Origin of the sequence: Mycobacterium sp. PDNC021 (assembly GCF_048282635.1) — a bacterium.
Lineage (GTDB): Bacteria > Actinomycetota > Actinomycetes > Mycobacteriales > Mycobacteriaceae > Mycobacterium > Mycobacterium llatzerense.
Genome location: NZ_CP182502.1, coordinates 4987239 through 4999178 on the forward strand (window position 1 = coordinate 4987239; position 11940 = coordinate 4999178).

Here is an 11940-nt window from a genome sequence, read left to right on the forward strand (position 1 = left end):
GCTCCCCGACCAATGTTGTTCGGGGAGCCCAAGGCACTACTCCGCTGTGCGACCGCCGACCACCGCGTGAATCCGCCCCTGCGGATACGGCAGTGCGATGCCGTGCTCGTCGTAGGCGCGCAGAACCTCGCGGCGGAGCCGGCGTTGCACCGCACCCTGCGTGTTCGGCCGGGTTCTCACCGACATCCGCAGAATGAGCAGATCGGGCGAGAGCTCCTGCACGCCAAGCATTTCCGGATCACCCAGCACGTTGGCGGCGATCGCCGGATCGAGGATGGCGGCCTCCGCCGCTTCGATGGCCACCAGCTCGGCCCGGTCGAGGTCCGCGGTCAGCGCGACCGGAACCTCAACGTGCGCAACGGCGTAATCCTGGCTCATGTTGCCGACGCGCTTGATCTCACCGTTGCGGACGTACCAGAGGGTGCCGTCGCCGTCGCGGACGGTGGTGACGCGCAGGCCGACGCTCTGCACCTCGCCGGTCACGTCGCCGAGGTCGACGTTGTCGCCGACGCCGTACTGATCCTCGAGCAGCATGAAGATGCCGCTGACGAAGTCGCGGACCAGGTTCTGGGCGCCGAAACCGATCGCCAGGCCCACGACGCCGGCCGAGGCGATGAACGGCGCGATGTTCACACCCAGCACGCTCAGGATCGCGAGCACCAGCCACACCAGCAGCAGGATCGACACCGTGGACTTCAATACTGACCCGATGGTCTGGGCACGCTGGCGGCGCCGTTCGGCGGCCTTGCGTGCGTTGGACGACGACGTCCGGTCGCGGAGGTAGCGCAGCAGCGGCGGGCGGTTGGCCTGCGACTCCTCGTCGACGGCCATGGTCTTACCGGCCCGGCCGGTGGTAGCGCTGTCGATCAGGTGATGCAGCACCAACCGGGCGATGAGGGCGATGACGCCGTAGGACACGATGCGGATCGGCACCTCGACCAGCCAGTGTCGGTTCGTTTCGGTCCATTCGAAAGCCAGTTGGTAGACATGCACGGGTTCGACCCTACGAGAGGTCGCCGAATCCCCTGGCCACGGCGAATCTTGGCCGCAAGCTGCACCAGCGGGTTTCCGTCGCCGAGAGATCCAGTCGGTCGATGGGGCTCATCGTTGCGGGGCTCACAACGACGACGCCGCCCGAGAGTCAATCCTGCCAGCAATCTGGCAGGAACCTGTCTAAAACCTGTGAGCGACAAGGATATTCGCGTCGGCGACCCCCTGGCGCCCTCGGTAAGCTCCATTCGTCAGCCAAACGCGTTGGGGGTATCGCATGGCCGAGTTACAGGTCGAACCGTCGGAGTTGGTCGCGGTGTCACACGAATTGTCCACCGTCGCGGACGGGCTCCGCACTGGTATCACGTCCCTGGACAACGACGTCTCGGGCCTCATGGGCACCGGGTGGACGGGGTCCGCGGCCTCTGCGTACGCGGGTGTCTGGAAGGAATGGCATGAAGGCGCGGCCCAGGTGGCTGCCGGCCTGACGCGCATGTCGGGCCTGCTCAATGACGCGGCGGCCAAGTACACGAGCACCGATGCCGCCGGTGGCGCCCACATCGCGGGATCGGGCCTCTGATGAGCGAGTTCAGCGTCAACCCGGCGGCACTGGCGGCGGTCATCGATCGGATGACGAAGTTCGATTCCGACCTCGAAGCCCACCTGGCGCAGGCGGCCGGTTCGGTCGCCCGCCTGGGCTCCAGCTGGTACGGCGACGCCGGCGAGGCGGAACGGTCGGCGCAGGCGCAGTGGAACGAAGGCGCCCGGGAGATGCGGGAGGCGCTGGCACGGCTCCGCCAGATCGCGGAAGGCGCTCACGAGAACTACTCGTCCGCCGCGAGCAAGAACCACCAGATGTGGTCCTGATCTGTGACCGGCCCGATCACGGTCGATCCGACGGCGCTCAACTCAGCGGGGGCGTCGGTCGGCGCTGAATCCAACGCTGTCACCAGCGCCATCTCGACGCTGACGGCTGCACTGTCTGGGCACGAGTCCGGATTCGGTCATGATGCCGCCGCGTTTGTGTTTTCGCGCAGCTACACCAATGCGGCGAACGCACTGCTGCACTCGGCGGCGTCGGCCGTCAACGCGTCACGGCGCACGGGGCAAGGCATCCAGATGTCCGCCTACAACTACGGGACCGCGAACGCCCACTCCACGGTCGGAGGCGGCGAGTCGCCCGTGGCGAAACCGGGTGATCCCGGAAAATTCTCGGCGCCGGGTGTGCCGTCGGTGTTCGGCGGTGCCATCGCCGCCCCGATCGGCTGGGGCATTGTCGAGGCCTTCGTCGGCGGGGTGTGGCCGGACGGCGACCCTGCACAGATGCGCGCGACGGCCGCCGCGTGGCGCACGTTCGGCTCGTCGATCAGTGGCGGTTCGGGCGCAATGACCGCTGCGGGAACGACTTTGGGTGGTTTTCAGATTCCCGAAGCGCCGCAGATGCAGAAGGCCGCCAACGACATCGGCGGCGGCCTGACCAACATCGACAAGCAGGCGCAAGCGCTGGCCGGCCAGATCGATTCGTTCGCAACCACTGTCGAGAACGCGCAGAACGCCATCCGCGATCTGCTCCACCAGTTGAGTCCCAGCGGCATTCTCAGCACCATCGGCGGCATGTTCGAGGGTCACAATCCCATCGAGAAGATCAAGCAGATCGCCCACGACATCGACACCGTCCTGAACAACATGAAGCGTGAAGCCAACGCCATGGATCAGGCTGTCAGCCAGGGCATCAACGACCTCGACGGGTTGACCAACAAACTGGAGGCGTGGGCGAACAAGGAGTTCGTCGAGGTGTTCGGGCAGGAAGTCGGCGGCGCGCTGGGCGCGGATTTCACTGCCCTGGCTGATATCACCGAAGGCGGATTCAAATTCGTCGCCCAGACGGCAGAAGGGCTCGAACAGCTTGATCCGACCCGCTTCCTGTACGACCCCGAGGGTGCAGGCAAATCGTGGCTGGGCACCGCCAAGGCGCTAGGTGAAATGGCGCTGGTCGGCGATCCCTTTACCGCTCCGTTGGCGCTCGCGAACCCTGGTATCCGCAACGACGTGACGAATCTCGGCAAGTCGATGATCGACCTCGACGACTTCAAGAACGGCCACCCGTTACGCGGACTCGCTTACGACGCAGCACAAGTCGGATCGTTGATCATTCCCGGCGTGGGCGAGGCGGCACCGGCAGCCGACGCTGCCGGCGGGGCGGCGCGCGTCGGTGCGGCCAGCGCTGAAGCGGAGACGCGGGTGGGTGGCACCGTCGCACGCGATACGGGTGCCGTCGCGTCTCGTGGTGGTGCGGCCGCAGCGGGCGCCGACGAGGTGGCCGGCCGAGCCGGAAACATCACCAAGAACCTCGACAAGGTTGGCGTACCCGAGGCAGCGCCCGAGCCAAGTGCTGCGGGGAAGGCGCCGGTGGAACCGCCGGCTGCTGCGCCGAAGCCGGAGGCGGCGCCGGTTCCGAAGCCCGAGCCCGCACCTCCCCCACCACCGACACAGGAGGCACCTGCCCCGCATACATCTCAGCCGACGGGGCCGAGCGAGCCGCATACTCCCGCACCCGTGGAACACGGCCCGACCGATCACGGCAGCCCAAGCGAACACCACGCCGGCGCCCCATCAGAATCTCCACGCGCCGCCGACGGACCGATCGACAACCACCCACCGCCGCCTGAGCCCAGCCACCACGCCCAGCCCTCAACTCCTCCCCCTCCCGTTGCGGGTCACGACTACGGCTTCCCACCCGACAGCGCTTTTGAGCATGTAAAGAACCCTGCGGACGACATTGCCCGACTTCATGAAGGTGGCGTACCGCCCAGCGTCACCGACGGATATGACCCGCTTGCGGGCCGGACTGAAGCAGAGTTCAAGAGCGAGTTCACTACAGTCGACGGGAAGGGTCGGCTCCAATGGGATTGGGACGGACAAGCGCCCAACAATGGGTTCGATGGGCCGCCGTCGCTCTCGGACCACATTCCTGCTGGGCATCAACTCGATCGGCTGGGATCGAACGGAGGTGGGTTCATGGGAGATGAAGGGGCACCTCTCTCCACACGTTCGATGCCGCCTGGAGTCGCCAACGACTATCACACGTTTGTCGGAACCGGGCGGCCGATACCTGATGGCCTCAATTGGAGGGTTGAATACGGACCCGCCAAGGCGGCCTTCGGTCAGCCCGGCGGGGCTGAGCAATGGGCGGCAATCAACTTGGACACCGGCAGACCTGTTTCGATCGAAGAGCTGAAACTATGGCGTCTGATTCGCGAAACAACTGGGGAATGACGCAGGGAGGGTGAACATGACAGGAACTGAATCAAGCTCGGATTCGCGACTGGAAGAGCTGATCAATCACTACGACAACTGGCGGCGCATCTACGCACTTGCTGGCCAGCCTGCGCGCGACGCACCCGTGTGGGAAGCAGATCGTCTGCACCTTCGACGAGGATATCCGTACCCGGACTGGACGTCGTACATCGTCGAGCCGATCGACGGTGGATACAACGTCCTTACCGCAACCACTGAGCGCCGGAACGAACCGCTTGAGAGCCTGTCCGGGTTTTTCACCGATGCCGACGACGCTGGAAAGTACGTCATCTGGAATGTCGGCGAATCACTCCGAATGTCATGCCGACTAGACCCAATAATGTGGGCGTGGGAAGACGCTGGGCTGGACCCGCGCGTCCAACAGATATCACTAGAACAGTATGTGTCCAAGTACACGCTGAAGTCAGAACCCAACAGGTACTTCATCTTGCGCGCCGGCGGCATTCAACCCGCAAACCATCTGCTGCCTTTGACATACGACGAACTGGATGCCCAGTTGCTCGCCGGAATGCCCGAATCCGTCTTGTCCCAGCTGTAGCAGACGTGGACAGGCGGGCAGTGCCCGTTTCTCACATACTGAAAGATCGACCGAATGAGACTCGAACAGGCGACACATATCCTTGAGTCCAACAGGGCAAAGATGCGCATGAGCGAATTCACCGAAGAGATTCCCGGTCAAATCGCTGCGGGGATCAACCGCCTCGGCGACGGCAGGTACACCTACTACTCGATCTATCCCGTCGCCCCCGAGGTGCCGTACGACGAGCTCCCCTATTCGCACGAATGGATACAAGCGACAGGTGTCGCGCCAGAGCGCCTGACCGTCGAAATCAAGCAACGAGACGCCAAGGGCGAGCACCGGTTGTACACGATCGGATACCAAGACGTTGCGCAAGAATCAGGCGCCACTGAGCCAATCCAGAACGGCGACAACACTTATTTGGTGCGCCCCTCCGAGGTGCTCACAGCCACCGACGCCATCGAACTCTTCCTGCACTACTACGACACTCACGCCGTCCCCGACGGCTGGAGTCTGCGCGAACAGCCCGAGTTCTCCGAGTCGGCAGTGGCCAATAACCTCACCGGCGGGGTTTGACCTCGCGGCGGACGAAAGATCCTGAGGCTGACATGAGGTTCAGCGACGTCTTCGTTTCCAGAGGAGATCGGTACTCGATCGGCACCGAACTCGATTCGAACGTCGACTACATTGCGGTCCCGATGAGCAACGGGCTGGTGGATTACGAAGAGTACTACGCGATTTCACCACAACAGTCCGAAGTCTTTCTGGCTGACAGGACGGCGGCGGTCGAGTTCGCCGAGGAATGTCGGCGGCGTCAGCACGACGACCTCCTGATTCAGAAACCGGGCACCAACCGGGGCACACCAGTGTGACGCGGCCCGCCAACAGCTCACCCCTTGTCGAGTTACTCCCTCTGATCCTCGCAATGCTTGAACCTACATACCGATCGACAGACGGAAATGACCACAGAAATAACCACACACGACGAAATCGTCGCGGTATTGCGCCAACGAATGCGCGTCGGTGCCGGATTGACGGTCCCCTACGCGCGGAAGTGGGCAATCGGCGGCTGCGAGCCATCCCACTCCCTATGGACGTTCCCACACGACGAGATCGCAACCATGGCTGCAGGGCTCCTGCAGCTCAACGCTTCGATCGTGGCGACAGATCGCACGGTGCGCATCAGCCACTCCGGCATCGTGGTTTGGGTTGCGGCGAACGGAGAATCCACCCGAGCGGAAGGTCCTTCCGAGTTTTTGATCCGACAGTGGGCCGAAGGCCATGCGATGTACGTCGGCAACTCAGCGCAAGTCGTACTCGAAATAATCAAACGCCTATCTGCTCCCCCGCCGCGTCCAGGCACCGCTGACCAGATCATCCAAATAGGCTTTCCCGGCATCCACGACAATGAGCTGACCTACGTCGGCAGTTGGCAGTGGTACGTCCATGGCGAGGCACGTGACGACGAGTGGGTGCGGCGGGCGGCGCATTCGACCCTGAGCGCGATTCAGGCTAAGCGCGATAACGCAAGGTGACGCCGCCTCGATGCCGGCGAAAGATCCGAGGCTGGAGTTTGACTAGCCATCGCCAGTTCGAGTCCTTGCAGCTTCGCGAAAACCTCGCTATGGCCAGTTCGGGACTTGAAAGTAGTTCTCCACCCGTACAGTCGATTCCCCCGACCACCGGTATGCCGTCAGCGCCCCGCCCTTCACGGCGCTGAAGTCGACGCAAGCCGTGCGATCGGTCCAGTCGAGTCCCTGCTCCGGCGTTCCCGTCCGCCAATAGTGGCCGTAGACCACCGGCACGTCGCCTGCGTACACGTGGTCATCGTTCTCGACGGCAGTTGACGGCAGCTGTGGATACGGCGCCCCGTCCGGTGTGGTGAAAGTTCTTGTCATCTCCGCGAGTTCGCGCAGCGTTGAGCCGGTACTCCACCACCGCAGTCGCGCCCGCCGGCGACGGTGCCCATCCTTGTCGAGATATGGCAGCTGCCCGTGGTCGGTCAGGCTCAGCTCTGGGCCCTTGATGAGGGTTTCCACCGCCTCGTACAGCGGGTGGCCCTCGATCGAGGCGTTGGCGAAGTGATCGTCGCTGCCGAGTACGTTCGAACCAAGTTCCAGCTCAACGACTTTCATCGACGGCTGGTGCCAGCAGGCGTGCACTACACGCAACCCGCCCAGGTCCAACCACAGCGGGATGGTGCGGAACCAGTTCAGGTAGTACTGCTGCTGGTCGGCGGTCAGCTGCTCCAGGAACGCCTGGTGCTGTCGGGCGTTTTTCTCCGAGTGCAGGCGCAGGTACTCACCATCGATGCCGGGAATGCCGTAGCAGACAGCGTTGAACTCATGGTTGCCCATGACGATCTGTCCGCTGCCGGCGTCGACCATCGCCTTCACCGTGTCCAGGACACGCAGCTGTTGCGGTCCACGGTCGATCAGGTCGCCGACGAACACGGCCTGTCGGCTCGGGTGCCGGTACGCACCATCAGCGTGCTGGTATCCCATCACATCCAGCAGGGATTCCAGCGGGTCGACACAGCCGTGGATGTCTCCGATGACGTCGTAACCGGCCACAGGCTGATCATCGCACCCATGCTTGCACACTGCCGTTGCCAGCTGAATACAGGAACGGCTCAACCATGACTCACAGCGTCAAAGCACAGGCGGTCCATCGCGGACACTGCGAACAATTGCAGACTTGTAGCCACCATCGAAGGCCCGCATTAGACACCCCAGCGGCCTGATCGCCTCAAAATGCATGATAACGCGGTAGTTTGGGCCCCTTTTGCAAGCCAGGTTGACGCTCGATTCCACCGGGTCCGCCGTCGATAGCGATTAGTGGATGCCGCGGCACCGGTCCCCAACTCTCCCACTGTGCCCGTAGCCGCACCATCTCCAGCTTGCGTTCCGCCAGATGCGCGGCGTTTGGCGACTCGTCACAAATCCACTCCCTAAGCGATGCAACTGACTCCGCCACACTTTCTAGCCTCGCAGCGTGTGAATCCAGCGAACGCTCAGTGGATTGGGCAGAAAGTTCAACTATGTTCAGGCGCACATCCAGGAGCCGACGGTCGACGTCGGTCCATGTCGCCGGGCTCCCGTCGATAGCATCGAGGACATCATCCACCGCGATCCAGGCCACCGAACGAACTGCGACCGAATCCGGCTCATGCTCCAATCGCGCATCAAGATTTGCAGGAAGGAAAGTCGACAATGGGATCTTGTCGAGGTTCGATACCGCCAACTCCCATGCCGGCATACACGCAGCCAACGCACCCACCGTGACGACGATAGTTGGTTCACTATCAGCAACCCCGACCGAAAAACTCTCGATATTAGGCATCAAGCGATGCGCGAGTACAAGCGCTTGAAAGCAAGGGTTGACGTCTTTCTGCAACAGTCCATTTACCTGTAGCGAAGCATGTCTGGTGTTAAGGCTTGCATTGTGTAAACGCATACCGTTCGTGCCAAAAAACGCCTGAACCCGTCGCCACGCTGGCATACGTCCTTCCTCATCGCAGAGCGGTAGCGGCGGAATCTCAGTAGGAAGATCGAGGAATCTCACGACCGCAATTGCGGCCTCGCACCCCGCAACGAACGAACGGGCAATTTGTGTACTCGCTACGACTCTGTCCGGCGGTATATGCACGCCCTCGGTCGAATAGTGCTCAGCGAAACCATCCCAGACGACGGTCTCATGCGCTTCGCCATTCCTGAGTTCGGGGATTACGACGTGCGAAGCCACCTCCGCGTGTCCCCCGCCGACAGCAACCATGCGGTCCCGAAGCACACCAAGCATCGGTGGACGCTGCCATGACCCCATATTGAGGCAGTAGTACGCCCAAGCGAATTGACGAAACGGGCCCTCTACTAGGCGCTTGTAACAATCGGCGAGCGCATTCGCCCGTATCTCATTCTCGGCATTGACGTCTCTAACCACGTGCCACGATCGTGCGGCAGCATCCCTGGCGCGATGTATTGCCGGTTCCATCTCAGTCAGGTGTTGGCGTGCCTGACTCTTCGTCGCAGGATCTGCAGTCAGAAAGCTGCCGATAAGGGCGTCCATATGAACGTAGGCACCGACGGAATCATCGCACGCAAGAATCTCGCCGACGACAGTTACTGCAGTCAGGGCATCGCGGAGGCCCGGCACACCTAGCGATGCGAGGTGCGGCAGCAAGCAGGACATCAAATCATTCAGGCGATAGGCGTAGTGCTGAAAAACCCACTCTGGACGAAACCGACCAGCGTCATCAATTGGCGGATCAGACATCGCGAACGCATCGCCGAGAGCGCTTCGTGCGTCGGCCACGCCCGCAATCTCACTCCACCTCTCGCTCTCAGCAAGCAACTCAGCGTCTACGGCGACATCAGTGGCGCCCTCGATCCCATCTGCTACAGCCCCCATCCGGCCAGCAATCAGCACTACGAGGCGTTCTGCCGTCGGACGGTCGAAAGGAACGAACGGCTGGATCGCCAGCAACATAGATAGCGCGTTACCTGCGAGCGCTTGAACCTGTGCCACACGCTGCCGACACATCGCGAAGCCGTCTGCTTGCGGCGAGCTCGCCGTCGCGAGCTCAGCAATAACGGAGCTGAGGGCCGTCGAATGAAACGCCCACGACTGCGATGACACTGGCAGAGAATGAATGTCGCGAAAGCCAGCATTGCTGAGCATCTCGTTGCGCAAAGGCGCAGCAAGACGCTGTCTGGCGTCGAGAGGCAACGGCATACCCAGACGGTAAGGAATGATGGCGACAGCCACCCGCGTTGACACGCGCGCCGACTCCAGTTCGGCGCAGTCCCAACCCAAACGCCCACACCATCGATAGAAACCAATGGGAACTGCCCCGCCTTCTTGGGCAGTGATGTTGACAAGACCTTAGGCGGCGTAGCTCTGCTCAATGCCCGATGGTCGAGACGTGGTCTCCTGTACCGCCGTGAGCTGCTCTGCATTCCCCTGCGACCACCAGCCGTTACACAGATTCGGTCAGAACGAAATCCGGGCCGAGCTCACCACGCTTGCCGCTGTCCTGCCGGTCTGGCCCCCAAGTCGTTGCCGACGCCAAGCAGACGGTCAGCGTTGCCTGTATCTGCCCCATGGCTGGCGCTCGAGTGATCTCATCGAAACCGCTTGGGCTCCAATGCAATATGTTTGAACGACAAAACACCATCTGGTGGCCAGGACCAGGAGTATCTGGCCACAACGCAGTGCCGGAACCGCACGCAAACCGATCGTCGCATCGCTCACCGACACCTCACGAGACCACCAGCTACCGACTGCTCCCTATGAGAAGCGTCGAGGTGAATCGGCCTATCCGTCGAACGCATCGATCAGCAAGCGCCCAATGGCTTCGCCAAGAGGAATCGGCACCGCGTTGCCAATCTGACGTGCAATCTCCTCGCGAGTCCCAACCCACCGATAGTCCTGCCGAAACCCCTGAATGAGCGCGGCCTCGTAATGCGTAATGACGCGGTCCTCATCGGGATGTATGTAGCGACCCTTCTCCGGTTTGAAGAACTCAGTTCGGATCGTGACCGACGGCTTCTCCCAGGTCAACCGACCCATAACGTCGCCGGTGCCCTTGCTGTGCTTAAGCCAGCACGGAGCCTTGAGGTGGTCGGGCAGCTCGGATCGGCTGCCACCGTTGCGTGAGATCGACCTGAACCGATCGAGCGACAGCTGCGTATAGAAACGGCCGAAGTGGAGGTCGCGGGTGGAGAAGGCGCCAGGCAGCTCTTCCTCCCGGAACGCGACGGTGCCGTCCGGGATACCCATTCGGTCAACGGCGTGAGGCACACCAAGGAGCGCCTCCGAAAGATGGCGGTGTCCACCGGCATAGGTTGGCTTGGGCAAGCCGAGCGCCGGGACATCCTTATGGTGGCCGATAACGATCACTCGCTTGCGTGCCTGGAACGCTCCGTAATCCGCGGCGTTGAGGACGTCGACATCGATCCTGTAGTCCCCGAGGATCCCGCACTCAAGCGCCTCTTGAAACACGCGCCACTGGTCGGACTTCAGGAAGGCTGGAACGTTCTCCAACACAAAATACCTCGGCGTGGCCTTCTGGACAGTCTGCGCATAGAGGCGCCAGAGTTCGTTCCGATGAGCTCCGACGCCGTCGCGGTTCAGTGTCGAAAACCCTTGGCACGGTGGCCCTCCGACGACCACATCAACCTCTGGAACGTCGTCTTCGGCGAGCCAGTCCTCGATCGCGCCCGCATACACAGAGCCTCCTTCGATCCTTCCCCCACGCAGGCGCCCACCGTGATTCAGGGTGTAGGTGGCCGCAGCTGCAAGCTCCCATTCCACCGCCCGCGCGGCCCGAAATCTCTTGCCGGGGGCGGTGTTCAACCCTTCGGACAGCCCACCGGCCCCAGCGAACAGATCCAACGTCGTGATCTTCGCGACCTGGTCCCGCGACTTTGCCGCAGTCAGCGCAGAGTCGGATAATGTCAAGGAAGTCGGCATGGTACGTCAGATTAGCCGGCCCTGGGAGGGCACGCCATGAAGACCTCGGCGAGTTCCCCGACGCCGACTAACGTCGTCACTTCTCGACGCATGTCCCGTCAACGAACTCGCGACACCGGGCCCGAAATGCTCCTCCGACGCGAGCTCCATCGACGAGGTCTGCGATACCGCGTCGACGCATCGCTTCCCGGGCTGTCCCGTCGACGTGCGGACATCCTCTTCACCCGTGCCAGAGTCGCTGTGTTCGTCGACGGCTGCTTCTGGCACAGCTGTCCCGAGCACAAGACCGCGCCTACTTCGAACGGCGCGTGGTGGGCGGCCAAACTCGCGCGGAACATCGAACGGGATCGTGAGACGGATGCTCATCTGCGCTCCCTGGGGTGGATTGTGCTCCGAGTCTGGGAACACGAAGACATTACACACGCAGCCACCGACATAGAAGAGATTGTCCGCCGCGCTCGGCTTCTCGCCGCAAGTTCCAACGCCTACGTGTCAGGCGCCGATCGAAGCAGCTAGCTTCACTACATCGGGCGTTGCTCCTGGATGTAGTCGATATCGTCGCGTGACGCCCGGTGAGAAGCGTGGGACCCGACTGCCCGACCTACGACTGGATGTCGGGTCCGGCCGCTAGCATCGGAGCA

The 11940-nt window shown here is 62.4% G+C and carries 12 protein-coding genes; 8 read left to right on the top strand and 4 right to left on the bottom strand.

The features are described from left to right. Positions 1-36: 36 nt before the first annotated feature. A complete protein-coding gene (locus ACNO8X_RS23780; RefSeq protein WP_418002992.1) occupies positions 37-993 on the bottom strand; it encodes a mechanosensitive ion channel family protein in 957 nt (318 codons plus the stop codon). Positions 994-1267: 274 nt separating this feature from the next. Here ACNO8X_RS23780 and ACNO8X_RS23785 point away from each other — a divergent pair, with 274 nt between their 5' ends. The 7 genes from ACNO8X_RS23785 (at position 1268) to ACNO8X_RS23815 (ending at position 6363) form a co-directional block, all read left to right on the top strand. Further along, positions 1268-1570, top strand: coding sequence for a WXG100 family type VII secretion target (locus tag ACNO8X_RS23785; protein WP_418002993.1), 303 nt, complete (start codon positions 1268-1270; stop codon positions 1568-1570). Then, entirely contained in the window at positions 1570-1857 is a 288-nt protein-coding gene (locus tag ACNO8X_RS23790) for a WXG100 family type VII secretion target (RefSeq protein WP_418002994.1), read from the top strand. Before ACNO8X_RS23785 ends, ACNO8X_RS23790 begins: the two co-directional genes overlap by 1 nt. 3 nt (positions 1858-1860) lie before the next feature. Beyond that, a complete protein-coding gene (locus ACNO8X_RS23795) occupies positions 1861-4266 on the top strand; it encodes a TNT domain-containing protein (protein WP_418002995.1) in 2406 nt (801 codons plus the stop codon). 16 nt (positions 4267-4282) lie between these two features. Next, positions 4283-4846 carry a hypothetical protein gene (locus ACNO8X_RS23800; protein WP_418002996.1) on the top strand — a complete coding sequence of 188 codons (564 nt, stop codon included), beginning with the start codon at positions 4283-4285 and terminating at the stop codon, positions 4844-4846. A 108-nt stretch (positions 4847-4954) separates the two neighbouring features. Then, entirely contained in the window at positions 4955-5404 is a 450-nt protein-coding gene (locus ACNO8X_RS23805) for a hypothetical protein (protein WP_418002997.1), read from the top strand. Positions 5405-5436: 32 nt separating this feature from the next. After that, a complete protein-coding gene (locus ACNO8X_RS23810; RefSeq protein ID WP_418002998.1) occupies positions 5437-5700 on the top strand; it encodes a hypothetical protein in 264 nt (87 codons plus the stop codon). A gap of 87 nt (positions 5701-5787) precedes the next feature. Continuing rightward, positions 5788-6363: a hypothetical protein gene (locus ACNO8X_RS23815; protein WP_418002999.1), complete on the top strand. Its 576-nt coding sequence runs from the start codon at positions 5788-5790 to the stop codon at positions 6361-6363. Between the two features lie 87 nt (positions 6364-6450). Here ACNO8X_RS23815 and ACNO8X_RS23820 read toward each other — a convergent pair whose 3' ends face one another. From ACNO8X_RS23820 to ACNO8X_RS23830, 3 genes are all read right to left on the bottom strand, one after another. After that, positions 6451-7401, bottom strand: a complete 951-nt coding sequence (locus tag ACNO8X_RS23820; RefSeq protein WP_418003000.1) for a metallophosphoesterase — start codon at positions 7399-7401, stop codon at positions 6451-6453. Positions 7402-7576: 175 nt separating this feature from the next. Next, the gene (locus ACNO8X_RS23825; RefSeq protein WP_418003001.1) at positions 7577-9559 is read right to left on the bottom strand and encodes a hypothetical protein; all 1983 of its coding nucleotides are present in this window, start codon (positions 9557-9559) and stop codon (positions 7577-7579) included. Between the two features lie 582 nt (positions 9560-10141). Continuing rightward, on the bottom strand, positions 10142-11299 hold the full coding sequence (locus ACNO8X_RS23830) for a DNA cytosine methyltransferase (protein ID WP_418003002.1): 1158 nt from the start codon (positions 11297-11299) through the stop codon (positions 10142-10144). A gap of 90 nt (positions 11300-11389) precedes the next feature. Here ACNO8X_RS23830 and ACNO8X_RS23835 point away from each other — a divergent pair, with 90 nt between their 5' ends. Then, on the top strand, positions 11390-11815 hold the full coding sequence (locus ACNO8X_RS23835; protein WP_418006013.1) for a very short patch repair endonuclease: 426 nt from the start codon (positions 11390-11392) through the stop codon (positions 11813-11815). The last annotated feature ends 125 nt before the right edge of the window (positions 11816-11940 follow it).

Excerpts from the sequence above, each read along its gene's own strand:
- ACNO8X_RS23800 (WP_418002996.1), top strand. The coding sequence starts at position 4,283 with ATGACAGGAACTGAATCAAGCTCGGATTCGCGACTGGAAGAGCTGATC.
- ACNO8X_RS23805 (WP_418002997.1), top strand. The coding sequence starts at position 4,955 with ATGAGCGAATTCACCGAAGAGATTCCCGGTCAAATCGCTGCGGGGATC.
- ACNO8X_RS23830 (WP_418003002.1), bottom strand. The coding sequence starts at position 11,299 with ATGCCGACTTCCTTGACATTATCCGACTCTGCGCTGACTGCGGCAAAG.
- ACNO8X_RS23790 (WP_418002994.1), top strand. The coding sequence starts at position 1,570 with ATGAGCGAGTTCAGCGTCAACCCGGCGGCACTGGCGGCGGTCATCGAT.
- ACNO8X_RS23815 (WP_418002999.1), top strand. The coding sequence starts at position 5,788 with ATGACCACAGAAATAACCACACACGACGAAATCGTCGCGGTATTGCGC.
- ACNO8X_RS23825 (WP_418003001.1), bottom strand. The coding sequence starts at position 9,559 with ATGCCGTTGCCTCTCGACGCCAGACAGCGTCTTGCTGCGCCTTTGCGC.
- ACNO8X_RS23810 (WP_418002998.1), top strand. The coding sequence starts at position 5,437 with ATGAGGTTCAGCGACGTCTTCGTTTCCAGAGGAGATCGGTACTCGATC.
- ACNO8X_RS23835 (WP_418006013.1), top strand. The coding sequence starts at position 11,390 with ATGTCCCGTCAACGAACTCGCGACACCGGGCCCGAAATGCTCCTCCGA.
- ACNO8X_RS23785 (WP_418002993.1), top strand. The coding sequence starts at position 1,268 with ATGGCCGAGTTACAGGTCGAACCGTCGGAGTTGGTCGCGGTGTCACAC.